Genomic DNA, 13,811 nt, shown 5'->3' with positions numbered 1-13,811 from the left:
CGCAAGCAACGATCACTCATGCTTGAGTCCATTGTCCAATACGCTTCTATAAATGAATCTCGAATGCAGGGAATCGTATGCAAATGGTAGTGCGACACGTTCCACGAGATCTAAGTTTTTTCCTCACCTGACCAGTTCGGTCACGAGAATGTAGCCTGAAGTGTTGACCCCTATGGTGACCGTTGGTTAGCCTAAGATGTCTTCGGTACCTGCTTGATATCAATAATTCTGTCTTTTGGTATTAATATTACATTCCCGTCAGGACCTTCTAGCACTACAAAACCATCCTGATCGAGATACTTTAACTTTCCATGAGAGATATTTGTGCCACCAACCCCATCTAAGTGGCGAACGTCATAAACCTTATCCCAGATCAACGCAAATACTATTGATTGGATCTCGTCACGATTTGGAGGTCGTTCATCTTCGCGATTTCCAGGAGCCATTGATAACGATCTCCTCTGGTTACCAGTTGACTGTCGTTCTTATGACAAAGCAGACGTTCTCGAATGCAACAATGGTGATTAAAATCAGGCCAATGTAGTTGAATACCAAACAAAACTTGCGAGTGGTGCTATCCGAGATGTTTGCTGCTTCACGGACTTTCCAATAAACCTCACAAAGTTGCTTGTGGAAGTCACTGTTTCGTGGATCAAGTGCCTGGAGTTCTTGGCGTGTTTCAGGGTCTATTATTGCCTCTTTGGCGTATTCATCAAGGTGTAGCTTTCCTTTCCCCTCGCTCACGAATCCAGCATAGTCATCATGTTCTTGAATGATCTTTGGGCATTTGAACTGAAAGAGTGCGGTAGCGACTGAGAACGACACAGCAGAGAAGAAAAAGAGCTTCCACGAGAAAGGCAACCCGATTGCAAGAGAGACGTTCTCGCCTGCAATGTCAAATGTCAAAGTTTGTTTAAGTCCTAGAAGCGCCTTGGCAGCCAGAGGCACGACAAAGAGCCAAATATAGGCAGTCCGCACTGTCTTACTTTTTCCAAACTTCGCGAGATCGTCCCATGACTTCTGAATCTTCATTTGCATAATGTCAAGACCAGTGCCTTTGCTTCCTTCAGTTGAACAGCAGTAAAATGCCAGGTTCCTCCTATAAATGGGCCTCTGAACGAAATTCCACTGCTTTAAAGTGCCGAAGCAGGGTAAATCTGTGTTCTCATCAACGAAGCTTGCTGTAGTGATCGTCACCGATCACCTTGGAGGTGGGTGACTGCGACTTGATCACCACAATGGAGTTCTCACAATCTTCAAGATTGTGATAGCTTTCTGAGCTGACTGCGATCGTCTTGCCGTTAGTCGAGACAAATTTCCAACGCCATTGGCTTGAGGCATCCTTGGAAATGTAGAAGTATTGCATGCTCATGGTATCTTTCCGTTCTGATTATCGACTATGAAATGAGACAGGATAGCGTGTGGCAATCTGCTTGGCTGTGTGCGAGGGTGTGCGTGCTTTCTCATGGTGATTGAGTTTGGCGGAGAGATTGGGGTTCTCCGCTTGAAACTGATGTTCCAACTGACTGGAGTGCATGCGACTGTATCGCTACGGCATGTGCCTGTGGCTCCGAGTGATCCGCCGGAACTCGATCTCGTATTTGACGGATGATGGATTTTGTTGACTTCTGAGAGAAATGCCATAGGCCAAGAAGGACAGTTCCTGCTGAGAACCCGATTGCGGTGATAACTACAAACACTGCAAATGTTCTTATCGAGGGAGTTGAGGTCGTGAGGAGTGCTGTCAGGAATGATGTGGCAAGGGAAATGAAGAAGATCGCGAAGTTGAGATGAATACTTGACGGGGAGCCGTTTGCGAGGGTTTCAAGCTCGTGATCAGTGATTTCATACAGTGTCAACGAGTCGACTTTTCCGCAGCGAACGCGGAACGGTTTTTCTCCACTATGCTGGTCGTTTGCCATGATTACAGATTTTTCTTTAGCCATTCGTTAGTGCAGATCACATTACTCCATGCGCTCTCAGTACCGGATTTCACGATGATTAGGCGACTTCCTGATGGAAGGTATTGCCAGATGTCATCACGAATCTCTTTTGCGGAGAGCGAGGATTTCACAGCAAATAGTGATTCGGTGATATGAGCCCAGTGCCCATACGCCTTGATAGCTTCGTGAAGGGCGTCGTAGTCGCCACCTCCGGCCATATCGTATGAGATCAGGTAGGTGTTCATCGGTTTTCAGTGTGTTGCGGCTAGGGTACGAATCTGTCGAATTGGCTGGAACCCGGTGCGTCCTATTCGGATCTTGGCGCATCCAGGCTGCTGGGCAGGACTGGTGCATCCGTCGAAATGTGGTCTATGGAAATGTGATTTGTGACAAAGTCCGGCGTTCCGTTAGTTATCCACAGGAGCAACATGATTTCGTTTAGTGTTACATTCTTGTGTTAATAAGAGTATTACACTGTGGATAGCACTTCGCAATATGTTTTTTTCGTAGGATTATAAGGACCGCCTGGTGTGTAAACCCTCGCACAACCGTGTGTAAACCCTCGAACAACTGTGTGTAAACCATCAAAGCCATGCGTCGGTGTGTGATCCGTCGAAACCGCTTGACAAGGTGGGTGAAGTGTCGAAGTATCGCCGGATGCTCATCGAACCCATCAAGGAACGCCCCCCCCTCCTCCCCGATCGCCGCCAGGCTCCGGATTTCTTCGCCTGCGACCTCAGCGACGCGGCTCCCAAGGGGGACATGGCGTCGATGGAACATCCGATCTTCTCCCTATCCACGAAGCCCGATCACCGGATCCGGCTCTACGAGCATGGCACGACCTACGTCAAGGTGATGCCTTCGGCCGAGGGATTGGCGACGGTTCATGATCGTGACCTCCTGATCGATTGCATCAGCCAGTTGATGGCAGCCCAGAACGCCGGACAACCCGTCTCGCCGGTCCTGCATTTCAAGGCCCACGATCTGTTGAAGGTCACGAACCGGATGACGAACGGTCACGGATATGAGGCTCTGAAAGCGGCCCTGGAGCGGTAGGCCTGAACCCGCATCAGCACCAACATCACCACCGGCAGCCAGGAAGTCTTCGAGACCTTCGCGATCATCAAACGGGCCAAGATCGTCCGCGAGTCGCGCGAGGGACGGATGCTGGAGGTCGAGATCAAGCTCTCCGACTGGGCTTTCAACGCCATCAAGCATCAGGAAGTTCTTACGCTGCACCGAGACGACTTCCGGCTCCGCAAACCCCTCGACCGGCGGATGTATGAGATCGCCAGGTGTGCCTTGAGAAGCAGCGCACGGCTGATTTCCGTCTGACTACCGAGGCCATCGGCGAAGGCAAAGTCGGTCTCCCGAGCCAGCGACGGCAATTCATCGAGGATGTCGTCGGGGTTGTCGAGGCAGATCGATTTGACGTTGGGTGCGGCTTCGCGGATCCACTCGGAGGAGGAGTGCTGGGTGTCGCAATCGACCAGCGTCGCACGGTGGTTCTGCTCGTTGAGCCACGGGGCGAGATGGACCGCCAGCGTCGACTTCCCCACCCCACCCTTTGAATTGGCAATCACGATGATCATGCCGCGACCTTGGCGCGGTTCGGGCATGCTGGAAAGCAGTATTTCCAGCAGACTGTCATGCTAGACCGTTAGCATGCCGGCACCCCGGCATCAAGGCGTCCATCCGGCAATGTGCTCTAGGAAAACAGGGGGAACCAGAATGTCGAAGGGATGCATTTGTCGGGTGATCAGGTGTGTAAGACATGATCGTGATTCAATGCCTTCATCGAGGCAGAATGGCATCACCACCGTTGTCCTCAAGTGAATTCCTCCGGATCTGGACATCTGAACTATCAGATGCTCTTCTTTCGTCAGCACCGAGAGCCCAATGCGGTGGGTCTTAGCGAAAGTGATCGCTCCCGAGGCGAAGCCACACCGCGTGAAGACCGTCCCTTTGTGGGCACCGACTTGCATCATCTTGGCATGAAACTCTTCAATTTCATCCACATTGACATTCCGATCAGGATAGTCCTTGCACTCGATCAGCCACAGCAAAAGGATTCTTGAAGAGTCTGTCGGCGGGCGGACTTCGACCGAAGCGTCAAACACAATGTCCGTTTCACGGTCCTTCGAATAGTAGGCGGGCTTGCGGCGAACAGATGCCGAGTTTGCAACGAGGCCCCAATCCCCTTGGGGAAGCGATTTCTCAAAGTATTCTGCGACTTCCGCCTCGAACGAAACCCAGGGAACGATTTTGGACTGACTCAAGTCGATGATCTTCGGTTTCTCATCGCTCATGGCACCTGCTATCAACTGAGGATCGCTTTCAGCCCAGAAATGAGCATAGTGAAGACATATAGCCGCCAGTCGACATAGCGACCTTCCAGTGGTACTGCTGTGCGGTCCCAGCCGTCTGGCAACGCTGGATCCACCCGCTCATTGACCAAAATACGCTCGATCAGCATGCGGTCTGCGTTGGTTTTGACCAGCGTCCCCGCCACAAAGCAGTTGCCGCAGCCTTGGGCCGTTGGTTTGGGTTTATTTGCAGCAGGGGGCAGGGGGCAGCCGCTGGGTCCACTGCAACCACAGCCCTTGCCACCCGAGGCCCCCTTGCGCCTCCGCAGCCAGGTGAGGATCTTCAGCTTCTGAAACCTACTTACAACAAGGCGATGAAACTCATAACCAGCACTTATGTGCCTCTGTCAGCGCAGTCTCGTATTCTGCGCCGCATAAATGTTACTAAAAACATTCAAAAGTGAAGCTCTTTCGGTTTCCCGGATAGTCTGATGGCCAAATTTTGCAGCGAATTTTCTTTGTGAGGGCATTGGCAAGAAAATCGGTCAGACCCATGTCGAAAAGTTGCCATCGTGGCCCACGGCCATCGGCGACAACAATCTTCCATGCCTCAGGATTGTCTTCAGTTTTCCAGAATAGAAAATTTCCATTGTCATCAGTGCCGCATGGAAGTAATCCTCCTTGGTCAGGAAAAAGCTGAAATGGAAAATCCTTACCACCAAGATTGGGTTTCATTTCGCGGAATATATTCACAATTGTTTTTGAACACCTGATAAGCGACACGTCTTCGTCTCTATCGAAGGGGTTGAGGATTCTAATAAAGCTTGCAAAAAGCCCACTGCCGTAGGCTTCAATGAATTCCTTGTAGTCAGTTGGGAGCGGAGTGTGCAATTTAGCTTCAGCCAAGTCCCATCTTCGATTTTTTCTCAATCCCTTGGGTTTGTCAGGAGGAGGTACTAGTAACTTAAGTGCGTAGATAGACATTTAGTACCTTTCGTTGGTTAAGCAGTAGGCATAGGGATTCTATTTACAGGCAGAAGGAGTTGCTGCTGTTTTAGAATTAGAGATTGTTACGGAAAGTGAGAAACAACCTCGATCACCATTGGCCTTGATTGTGACGGATATTGGCTTAGGGTCGTCAGAAGAATAGTTGGCAGTAACAATTAAATCGACGCACTCGCCATTCTTAACTGCTGCGGCAATCTTACTCTCACAACTTGACATTGCTGGGCTATTTGCTGTTCGTTGAAACATTGCGACGATATTTCTTGCATCTTTTCCGCTTCCACCAAGCTGCCTGGCAACCAAATGTGCTCTTCCTCTATTACCTGAAGGGAGTTCATCCCATCCAGGAGGCAGCAAGTATGAGGAGGCATCAGATCCTGTTCCCAGCATACTTGGTGAAATTAAAGCTCGAGCTCCCCTTGGACGCCCCGAATAGTGATCACTGGTGTTCTTAGTGACTCCCCATGTATCTTCCTCTTGATATTCGATAAATCCTTTTCTGTTGTTTACACAGCCGGAAGAAACATTATGTACCAACAACCCCTGCTCACCAACCCGGTAGCAGTGGTCGCCGTCGATTTCGAGGTTGTAGACCTCTGCCGGTTCATTGCGCTCGATGATGGATTCCAGCCGCGCGGGTTGGTTCCGATCGTCCAGCAGGAGTTCGCCGGGCTTAAGGTCCTGGGCGGAAACCCAGTCTTCACGATCGACGCTCCAGAACGGGTGGGATTTCGTTGTGCCGAGCGGTTGGTTTTCTCCTTCGATCTTGAGTTCGAGAAATTCCCCGATATATTTACTGTTTCACAACATTCATTCTTTCAGTCACCACATGAAGTGGTACGTCCCGACTGTAGAACTCTCTGGCAAGTGCATCGCTGCCATGCTCTCGGGCATAGGCAGCCTCATCGGTGTAAATTGGGAAGATCGCGTAAATGCCAACGTATCGGTAGTCGGGGGCATCAATGCTTTCCCCCAAGGCCTGCATCAGCAGCCAACCGCAGAGTTCCGTCTCTTCGGCAAGCCCCTTGGGAGGCTCGCCGTTCATGAACAGAATTGGTTCGTCGGGCATTCTGTCAGCCTGACGCAACTCGCCGGCAATCTTCTTCAACCATTCCAGAGGCCACGCGTGATCGATGGAGGAACGTGGTTCGTCGCCAGTCGGCCAATCCGCTGGAAGCATGACCTTCAGTTCGCAACAGGTCTGCTTCCAGCGGCCTCTGGGAAGCGGATGATCGCTTAACCCCACCGTAAAGAGTGTATGCACGGAAGAGTTTTCGTTCGCAGGGATCAGGCAGATCTCGATCGGAGGCTCACCAGGAACTGAGTCCTTCCAGTCAGACAGCGGCCCCAGGTTCTCCCGCATCGTTCCCCGTATTCGGCGATGGGTCCGGTCATAGTCGGGCTTGGTTGTCTCCCGCAGCGTGCGGGCTCCCAACGCGTGCAGATAATCGAAAACCTCCCACTGCCCATGGTCCTCCGCCAATGAAATCGCATTAACCCCATGATTCGTCGCATCGAAATAGCCACCTCGCTCCACGAGAAGCTTGATCACGTCCAAATGGCCATTTTGAGCAGCGAAATCAATCGACAGGCAGCGAGGCCGATCCTTTACCGTAAAGTTGATTTGAGCACCATGATCCAGTAGCCAGCGGACAACCTCAAGTTGACCGTTAGCAGCAGCCATTAAAATTGGACCTTCCAGTTGCAGGAAAGGGTCGTCAGGGTCGTTAACTTCATCTCCTGCGGTCGAAGGACGTTCGTTGACACCGATCCCCAATTCATGAAGTACCTTGACGCCCTCCAGCCAGCCAACTTGCGCGGCGCTCTGCATCCAATAATCCCTCCCATCGTCGTTTCGAAGAAGTTCTGGATGGGCGCTGAGTAAGCGATGAAATTCAGAGGCATCTCGGTTGTTATATGCCTGGTAGATTTGTGCTGGGTCAAACGCATTCATGTTACTCGTCGGTCCTATCATTGACTTTTTCTGGATCGCGACATCGTTCATGCCAACCAGCTGCATCCTGCAAAGCTTTCTGAATTGCGGTAGGATCCGCACCTTGCTTGTCAGCCGCCTGAAGGTACGCGAGCACCTGTTTGGCATATTGTGCCGAGTGGCAGTGATTTCTTGCCACGACAAGATTCGCACACCCTGTATATGGATTAATTCCATATTTACAGAGAATCTGCCTTGCCTGCTCGTTCTCGGGATATTTATTGCCCTTCATGACTATATGATGGCCATGGGGATAGGGAACGCCGAGTGCTGTGCCGGCCTTCCCGGGACAGTTGATACGAATACACTCAAGCCATGTCCCTCCCGAGGGTGGCGTCGAAGTATAAGTTGCTCCGATATCCCCACAGTAGTCGCATGAAACATTATGTACCAACAACCCTTGCTCACCAACTCGGTAGCAGTGGTCGCCGTCGATTTCTAGGTTGTAGACCTCCTGTGGCTCTTCGCGTTCGGTGATCGATTCCACCCGGACGGTTTGGTTGCGTTCATTCAGCAGGAGTTCGCCGGGTTGGAGGTCTTGGGCGGAAACCCAGTCCTCGCGGTCGACGCTCCAGAACGGGTGGGATTTCGTTGTGCCGAGCGGTTGATGTTCTCCTTCGATCTTGAGTTCGAGAATGCTTCCTGACTGGTGCCGGAAGACGCCCGTGACCAGGCGTCCGGGGCCGGGGACAACAAACGTATCTTCAATGCTAACGACTTGAGCTGGTCCCTCAATGCCGATTTCGGGGAGATTGAGGAAGATTGTTTCACCTGGCGTGGCAGCGTGTTCCATCACCCAAGCGGCGGGACGCAACAGCGTGGCGTTGCCGCAGGGGGCGTTGTCGGCCAAGATGGTAAGTTCTACTCACACTCTCGGACGTCAATGAGCCGATCACTCAATCTATGATCGTCTTCCCGTGTTAATAGACGTTGAATTGATTATCATAACTACTGATAACTTCTCCAGTCAAAAATCATCCCATGGTCATTGAGTTCTGCGCTAAGCCTAGGTTCATCGCCAGTCGCAACCCTCCAAAGCCATGCTTTCTCGTTTATAGGACGTATAGTTCCACGCCAAGAATCAGAATCAACCCATTGCGTAAACGTCTTATCGCCAATTCTTCTTGAAACATGTGCTTCTGAAAGATAGTTATAAGGAAAAACATCTCTTAGCACACCTTGGCGATATACTTCTTGCTCCAACCCAACATCACCCCACCTTGATATAGCAAGTTGACTATCGCTTGTCTTGAAGTTGCTAGGGACGCCAAAGTTCATGCCCATTGCATAAAAAAAAGGACCATTATCTTTCGCTTGCGAAAACAAATACCCATAAGCTGGAGACAAAAGCGAGACACAAGTTCTTGAAAACTCCACAAATGACGGGTCATTCATTTCGACAAATGATGAATGAATCGCCACGACAACACATGATTTAGAAGACGTGTCGATAAATGATATAGCCTGCCAGTCAACAAGGGGGGTATCTCCATTCGGCAACATTGAATACATCGAAATTGATGCCACCTCGGTGGGTGTTGCACGAGAAAAGCGAGCATTGATTTTCTTGAAATCTCCCGTTTTCCCGCTAAAGCCGGATCCATCAATAGAAATCCTGTCAGGGTGACAGCCAATACTACGGAAATACTCGACAGCATTTTCATGAAACATCCTGATGTTGTCTGGAGCGTTGGCAAGTCCATACAACGCCATGCAAGAGCACTCCTGTGACACTACTGCATCGACACTCATAACAGCACCTTAACAATAAAGCGGAACCACAAATATCTGACCTCGGCGTGACAAAGGAAGTGACTCCATGCCAGATCTAACCCGATCACGAAGAGTATTCGGGTTATCAGTTTTTGAAATTGCTTCCCATGCATCCACCTTTCCGTCACACCTAACGCCAACAACATCAGGGCGTCTGGAATCGCTTGACGCATTTCCGCTTGACTTACTCCAGGAGCGATTAAGTGTTATATATTCATACTCACCACTAGCCGCGGCCGCCTTTGCGATGTTGATTGAGGTTTGCGCATGCATATTCATGCCTCCCGGGCACCGCATGTCGCCAGTGTTCTGTGGTAGTCCGTAAATTGGAACATTTCGTCCATTTGCAAATACGGTAAATACAGGAGATGTCACGTCACTTTTTAGGCCACTGCAGCATTGCGTAGACATGTTGTGAACCAACAGCCCTAGATCACCCACCCGGTAGCAGTGGTCGCCGTCGATTTCGAGGTTGTAGACCTCCTGTGGCTCTTCGTGCTCGGTGATGGATACCAGTCTGACGGGTTGGTTGCGGTCGTTCAGCAGAAGTTCGCCGGGTTGGAGGTCTTGGGCGGAAACCCAGTCCTCGCGGTCGACGCTCCAGAACGGGTGGGATTTCGTTGTGCCTAACGGTTGGTTTTCTCCTTCGATCTTGAGTTCGAGAATGCTTCCTGACTGGTGCCGGAAGACGCCTGTGGCTAATCGACCCAACCCAGGTTCGACTGCAACAATCTCAATACTAACGACTTGAGCTGGTCCCTCAATGCCGATTTCCGGGAGATTGAGGAAGATCGTCTGGCCGATCACCGCGCCCTCGTCTTCCACCCACGCAAAGGGTCGCAAGAGCGTCGCGGTGCCGCAGGGGGCGTTGTCGGCCAGAAGGACCAGTTCCAGCTTTCGCCAGTCGACATAGCGACCTTCGAGCGGGACGGCAGCAACGTCCCAACCGTCTGGCAGGGCTGGATCCACCCGGTCGTTGACTTCCATGCGTTCGATCAATGTGCGGTCTGCGTTGGTTTTGACCAGCGTCCCTGCCACAAAGCAGTTGCCGCAGTTGAAGTTGTTGGGTTTCGCCCCTGTTGACGCCGTGTTGGTTGGCTGAGCGATCCCACACGCTGTCCCGGCTCCAGTTGTCGAACCGGGCTTCCCAAGCGGCGATTTTCCAAGAATTTTAAAGATGGCCAGCATGACCTTCTTGAGGAAGTTGCGGATAGCCAGCCGGATCTTGCAAAACAGATCGTTGAGTTGCCCCAACAGTTTGGGGAGGACGACGGTCACCAGCCCCCTGAGCATCGGTCCCAAGAGGTCAATCAGCGCCCCTTTGAAACCGACGGCGAGCCCCGTGACCGTTTGGGCGTCACAATTCACGGATCGGCAAATGGCGCTCAGGAAGAACTTCATCACCGCAACGATCCTGTCAAACACTCGGGTAGGGCTAACGCTCGACCACGCAAAATCTTCCTCTCGATGCAGGCGCGGCGTTTTCTTTAAATACATTACCGACTTACGAGGAAACCATAAGCAAGTGACAACAAGCAATTGCGACAAAAGGCCTTCTCTGTATTATGGGTTTACAGAAGGAATGTGTATAAACGCATCTTGATAGGCATGATCTAGGCCCGTGTGCGCTTCTTCGAGAACGCTACCGACGTACAAGTCGCCATCAACGAGGCTACCATTGTAGTCAGGGGGAAGTCCTGGAAGCTCGCCACTTTCCGAACCATTGATCGAGTTGATTCTAATTGTAACAGCCTTCTGATCAGCGAAATGCCTCACCCAAAAATTCGCACGACATCCGTTTTCAATATAAATGGTGAATATGCTTTTTGGCTCTTCTTTCAATTCCTTTGTGTTATCTATTTTAGGTTTGAAGTAAACTTTGGTGATATCTTTGAAAAAAGAGGTATTCCATGGCGACTCATCTAATTTGCCTAGGATTAGGCTTTCCAAGAACTCCACGAATGTCGTTCTGTACGTGAAGATGACCCCTTCCGGTGTTCTCACAATTATTGGCCATTGATCCGGTTGGCCGTCTGTGAGAAAGTAAACTTCATTGCCGTTGTCATCGGACGCGATGGCAAGCATGCCTGGTGTGGCGGGGAAAGCGGAGAGTTTTAGGTCACTTTGGGATTTTTCCCTCAATGCTGTTTCAAGAATCGCTGTGTGCTGCGCCAGTTCGAAATCGTACTGAGGCGAACAGGGGTTGTAGACGAATATCTCTAACACCCCTTCGTCTATTATTTGGCCTGATCCATAGCGCCTAAGATAGTCTAGATACTCCTTAGGCAGTCGCAACCCAAGTTTTTTTTCGGCGTATCGCTTGCCGCAGGGTTCGCAAGGCTCATCCGGCGGCGCAAGATGTTTAAACAATTTATTGAGGTTCATGAGTGTTTCCGCGATGTGGCTCGTATTGAGAAATACTTCTAACCTTGCGAATTAGGCCCAACTGGACTACATGAGATTGGAACCCCAGGGCTTGACACATTGTCAATGGAAGCATTGATGTTGAGTCCCTGGGGGCTGGTTGCCACGATGTGGATACTTCTAGGAACTAGCGACCGCTTATTTGGATAGGTCGCCTTTACTGAGTAGGTGACGCAATGGCCGCAAGCGATAGCGTCACGAATCCGGTTTTCGCAGGTAGCCATGGCCGAATTGTTAACTTGGAAAAGTATTGGAACAAGGTTTCTGTAGTCGGATCCTCCAGGGCCTCCAAACTGCTTCCCCAACAAATGGCCCCTGCGCCAGCTATCCTTTGACAGATCACGCCACCAGTCTGGGTATCTGCTGAAGTCGTCACCTTTACTCAAAGGAGATGTCAGATACGCGACAACTGCTAGACCGACCCCATCGCGGAATGGACTTCCTGTTGTCGCATTTATCTGGATTCTCGCTGGACTGAGGTGATAGGAACTTCTACCTTTCTGGCACGACGCGTTATGCACCAGTAAGCCCTGTTGTCCCACCCTATAGCAGTGGTCGCCGTCGATTTCGAGGTTGTAGACCTCTGCCGGTTCGTCGCGCTCGGTGAACGATACCAGTCGTACGGGCTGGTTCTGCTCGTCCAGCAGGAGTTCTCCAGGTTGGAGATCCTGTGCAGCGATCCAGTCTTCGCGGTCGACGCTCCAGAATGGGTGGGATTTCGTTGTGCCGAGCGGTTGGTTTTCTCCTTCGATTTGAAGATCAAGAATTTCTCCTGACGTGTGCCGGAAGACGCCTGTGATCAGACGGCCGGGGCTGGGGACAACAAACGTTTCCTCAATGCTAACGACTTGAGCGGGTCCCTCAATCCCGATTTCCGGGAGATTGAGGAAGATTGTTTCACCTGGCGTGGCAGCTTGTTCCATCACCCAAGCGACGGGTCGCAACAGCGTCGCGGTGCCACACGGGGCGTTGTCGGCCAGGAGGACCAGTTCCAGCTTTCGCCAGTCGACATAGCGACCTTCCAGCGGTATTGCCGTGCGGTCCCAACCATCTGGCAACGCTGGATCCACTCGGTCTCGCACGCTCATTCGCTCGATAAACGTGCGACCTGAGTGCGTTTTGACCAGCGTCCCGGCGACAAAGCAGTTGCCGCAGCCTTGGGCCTTTGGTTTGGGTTTATTTGCAGCAGGGGGGGGCAGGGGGCAGCCGCTGGGTCCACTGCAACCACAGCCCTTGCCACCCGAGGCCCCCTTGCGCTTCCACAGCCAGGTGAGGATCTTCAGCTTCCGAAACCTACTTACAACAAGGCGATGAAACTCATAACCAGCACTTACGGCCTCTGTCAGCGCAGTCTCGTATTCTGCGCCGCATAAATGTTACTAAAAACATTCAAAAGTGAAGCTCTTTCGGTTTCCCGGATAGTCTGATGGCCAAATTTTGCAGCGAATTTTCTTTGTGAGGGCATTGGCAAGAAAATCGGTCAGACCCATGTCGAAAAGTTGCCAATTTGGAGCCCCCCTCTCAAGCACGACTATCTTCCATTTTTCTGAATCGGTGCCCGTGAGCCAGAACAAATGATTTCCATTCTCATCATTTCCACACGGCAGCAAACCTTTCTCCATTGGAAAAAACACAAACGGAAACCCTACATCTCCATATGACTTTATAATATCCTGATAAATGTCGACAACCGTTGTCGACATTCTGAGTAACGATATATACTCACTGCTGTCAAATGGATTGAAAATCCGGATGAATCCGGCAAAAAGCCCACTGCCATACGTCTCGATAAATATCTTATAGTCTGCTGGAAGCTCATTGCCTATTTTTTCTTCAACTCGATCCCACCGTCGATTTTTCCGCAGTCCCTTCGGCTTCTCAGGAGGCGGTACAAGCTTTATAATTGTTTGGATAGACATACAAAGCCCCTTCAGAAATTCGGCGAGCAAATAGCTATCGACACTGTGATGGAGTTGCTGCGGATTTGGTATTAGGAATCGTCACCGTAAGTGAAAAGCAACCTCGATCGCCATTCGCTTCGATTGCAATAGATACGGGCTTAGGATCATCTCTGTTGTAGTTTGCAGTAACCTTCAATTCCACGCACTCTCCATTCCTAACTGCTGCGGCAATCTTACCTTCGCAACTCGACATCGCCGGACTATTCGCAGTGTATTGAAACATCGCCACGATATTTCTTGCGTCTTTGCCGCTCCCACCAAGCTGCTTGGCAACTAAATGCGCTCGGCCTCTGTTTTTAGCGGGGAGTTCATCCCAACCAGGAGGCAGTAAGTATGAGGAGGCATCAGATCCTGTTCCCAGCATACTTGGTGAAATTAAAGCTCGAGCTCCCCTTGGACGCCCCGA

The 13,811-nt window shown here is 51.0% G+C and carries 17 protein-coding genes and 2 pseudogenes; 1 reads left to right on the top strand and 18 read right to left on the bottom strand.

Annotated features, from left to right (window positions below; all coding sequences use genetic code 11):
* Nucleotides 1-191: 191 nt before the first annotated feature.
* From A6X21_RS01095 to A6X21_RS01080, 4 genes are all read right to left on the bottom strand, one after another.
* A complete protein-coding gene (locus A6X21_RS01095; RefSeq protein WP_068845420.1) occupies nt 192-446 on the bottom strand; it encodes a hypothetical protein in 255 nt (84 codons plus the stop codon).
* 19 nt (nt 447-465) lie between these two features.
* Nucleotides 466-1,197: a hypothetical protein gene (locus A6X21_RS01090; RefSeq protein WP_131818119.1), complete on the bottom strand. Its 732-nt coding sequence runs from the start codon at nt 1,195-1,197 to the stop codon at nt 466-468.
* Complete coding sequence (locus A6X21_RS01085; protein ID WP_068845453.1) at nt 1,169-1,366, bottom strand: YegP family protein; 198 nt, start codon at nt 1,364-1,366, stop codon at nt 1,169-1,171. Before A6X21_RS01085 ends, A6X21_RS01090 begins: the two co-directional genes overlap by 29 nt.
* Before the next feature lie 558 nt (nt 1,367-1,924).
* On the bottom strand, nt 1,925-2,188 hold the full coding sequence (locus A6X21_RS01080) for a hypothetical protein (RefSeq protein ID WP_068845418.1): 264 nt from the start codon (nt 2,186-2,188) through the stop codon (nt 1,925-1,927).
* A 412-nt stretch (nt 2,189-2,600) separates the two neighbouring features.
* Between A6X21_RS01080 and A6X21_RS25090 the strand changes: the two are divergent.
* Nucleotides 2,601-3,278, top strand: a pseudogene (locus A6X21_RS25090) (replication initiator protein A).
* Here the strand turns inward: A6X21_RS25090 and A6X21_RS01065 are convergent.
* The 14 genes and pseudogenes from A6X21_RS01065 to A6X21_RS23500 form a co-directional block, all read right to left on the bottom strand.
* On the bottom strand, nt 3,161-3,562 hold the full coding sequence (locus tag A6X21_RS01065; protein WP_205847361.1) for a nucleotide-binding protein: 402 nt from the start codon (nt 3,560-3,562) through the stop codon (nt 3,161-3,163). The pseudogene A6X21_RS25090 and the gene A6X21_RS01065 sit on opposite strands and share 118 nt — an antisense overlap.
* Before the next feature lie 63 nt (nt 3,563-3,625).
* Entirely contained in the window at nt 3,626-4,252 is a 627-nt protein-coding gene (locus A6X21_RS01060; protein WP_068845414.1) for a restriction endonuclease, read from the bottom strand.
* Between the two features lie 11 nt (nt 4,253-4,263).
* Nucleotides 4,264-4,455 carry a hypothetical protein gene (locus A6X21_RS24195; protein WP_131818118.1) on the bottom strand — a complete coding sequence of 64 codons (192 nt, stop codon included), beginning with the start codon at nt 4,453-4,455 and terminating at the stop codon, nt 4,264-4,266.
* Between the two features lie 238 nt (nt 4,456-4,693).
* On the bottom strand, nt 4,694-5,233 hold the full coding sequence (locus A6X21_RS23510; protein ID WP_083233312.1) for an SMI1/KNR4 family protein: 540 nt from the start codon (nt 5,231-5,233) through the stop codon (nt 4,694-4,696).
* 39 nt (nt 5,234-5,272) lie between these two features.
* Nucleotides 5,273-5,791, bottom strand: a complete 519-nt coding sequence (locus tag A6X21_RS23505; RefSeq protein WP_131818117.1) for a DNA/RNA non-specific endonuclease — start codon at nt 5,789-5,791, stop codon at nt 5,273-5,275.
* A pseudogene (locus A6X21_RS25405) lies at nt 5,792-6,043 on the bottom strand (polymorphic toxin-type HINT domain-containing protein); the annotation flags it as partial.
* Nucleotides 6,044-6,047: 4 nt separating this feature from the next.
* Complete coding sequence (locus A6X21_RS01040) at nt 6,048-7,085, bottom strand: suppressor of fused domain protein (RefSeq protein WP_165603645.1); 1,038 nt, start codon at nt 7,083-7,085, stop codon at nt 6,048-6,050.
* Between the two features lie 124 nt (nt 7,086-7,209).
* Nucleotides 7,210-8,097, bottom strand: a complete 888-nt coding sequence (locus A6X21_RS01035; protein ID WP_068845406.1) for a polymorphic toxin-type HINT domain-containing protein — start codon at nt 8,095-8,097, stop codon at nt 7,210-7,212.
* Between the two features lie 98 nt (nt 8,098-8,195).
* Nucleotides 8,196-8,960: a hypothetical protein gene (locus A6X21_RS01030; protein WP_068845404.1), complete on the bottom strand. Its 765-nt coding sequence runs from the start codon at nt 8,958-8,960 to the stop codon at nt 8,196-8,198.
* Nucleotides 8,961-9,008: 48 nt separating this feature from the next.
* Nucleotides 9,009-10,421 carry a polymorphic toxin-type HINT domain-containing protein gene (locus A6X21_RS01025; RefSeq protein WP_165603644.1) on the bottom strand — a complete coding sequence of 471 codons (1,413 nt, stop codon included), beginning with the start codon at nt 10,419-10,421 and terminating at the stop codon, nt 9,009-9,011.
* 162 nt (nt 10,422-10,583) lie between these two features.
* Complete coding sequence (locus A6X21_RS01020) at nt 10,584-11,405, bottom strand: SMI1/KNR4 family protein (RefSeq protein WP_068845400.1); 822 nt, start codon at nt 11,403-11,405, stop codon at nt 10,584-10,586.
* Between the two features lie 38 nt (nt 11,406-11,443).
* Nucleotides 11,444-12,502, bottom strand: a complete 1,059-nt coding sequence (locus tag A6X21_RS01015; protein WP_165603643.1) for a polymorphic toxin-type HINT domain-containing protein — start codon at nt 12,500-12,502, stop codon at nt 11,444-11,446.
* A 321-nt stretch (nt 12,503-12,823) separates the two neighbouring features.
* Nucleotides 12,824-13,363: an SMI1/KNR4 family protein gene (locus A6X21_RS01010; RefSeq protein WP_068845396.1), complete on the bottom strand. Its 540-nt coding sequence runs from the start codon at nt 13,361-13,363 to the stop codon at nt 12,824-12,826.
* 34 nt (nt 13,364-13,397) lie between these two features.
* A partial coding sequence (locus A6X21_RS23500; RefSeq protein WP_205847360.1) for a DNA/RNA non-specific endonuclease occupies nt 13,398-13,811 on the bottom strand: 414 nt, incomplete at its 5' end.

It is taken from the genome of Planctopirus hydrillae (genome assembly GCF_001707835.1).
Classification (GTDB): Bacteria; Planctomycetota; Planctomycetia; order Planctomycetales; family Planctomycetaceae; genus Planctopirus; species Planctopirus hydrillae.
Note: the sequence above shows the minus strand (reverse complement) of the source record. Positions and strands in the feature narration are given on the sequence as shown.

Bases quoted from the DNA above. Each gene is read 5' to 3' on its own strand.
- A6X21_RS01040 (WP_165603645.1), bottom strand. From the start codon at position 7,085: ATGCAGAGCGCCGCGCAAGTTGGCTGGCTGGAGGGCGTCAAGGTACTT.
- A6X21_RS01020 (WP_068845400.1), bottom strand. From the start codon at position 11,405: ATGAACCTCAATAAATTGTTTAAACATCTTGCGCCGCCGGATGAGCCT.
- A6X21_RS01095 (WP_068845420.1), bottom strand. From the start codon at position 446: ATGGCTCCTGGAAATCGCGAAGATGAACGACCTCCAAATCGTGACGAG.
- A6X21_RS01025 (WP_165603644.1), bottom strand. From the start codon at position 10,421: ATGAAGTTCTTCCTGAGCGCCATTTGCCGATCCGTGAATTGTGACGCC.
- A6X21_RS01085 (WP_068845453.1), bottom strand. From the start codon at position 1,366: ATGCAATACTTCTACATTTCCAAGGATGCCTCAAGCCAATGGCGTTGG.
- A6X21_RS01010 (WP_068845396.1), bottom strand. From the start codon at position 13,363: ATGTCTATCCAAACAATTATAAAGCTTGTACCGCCTCCTGAGAAGCCG.
- A6X21_RS01060 (WP_068845414.1), bottom strand. From the start codon at position 4,252: ATGAGCGATGAGAAACCGAAGATCATCGACTTGAGTCAGTCCAAAATC.
- A6X21_RS01065 (WP_205847361.1), bottom strand. From the start codon at position 3,562: ATGCCCGAACCGCGCCAAGGTCGCGGCATGATCATCGTGATTGCCAAT.
- A6X21_RS23510 (WP_083233312.1), bottom strand. From the start codon at position 5,233: ATGTCTATCTACGCACTTAAGTTACTAGTACCTCCTCCTGACAAACCC.
- A6X21_RS01080 (WP_068845418.1), bottom strand. From the start codon at position 2,188: ATGAACACCTACCTGATCTCATACGATATGGCCGGAGGTGGCGACTAC.
- A6X21_RS01030 (WP_068845404.1), bottom strand. From the start codon at position 8,960: ATGGCGTTGTATGGACTTGCCAACGCTCCAGACAACATCAGGATGTTT.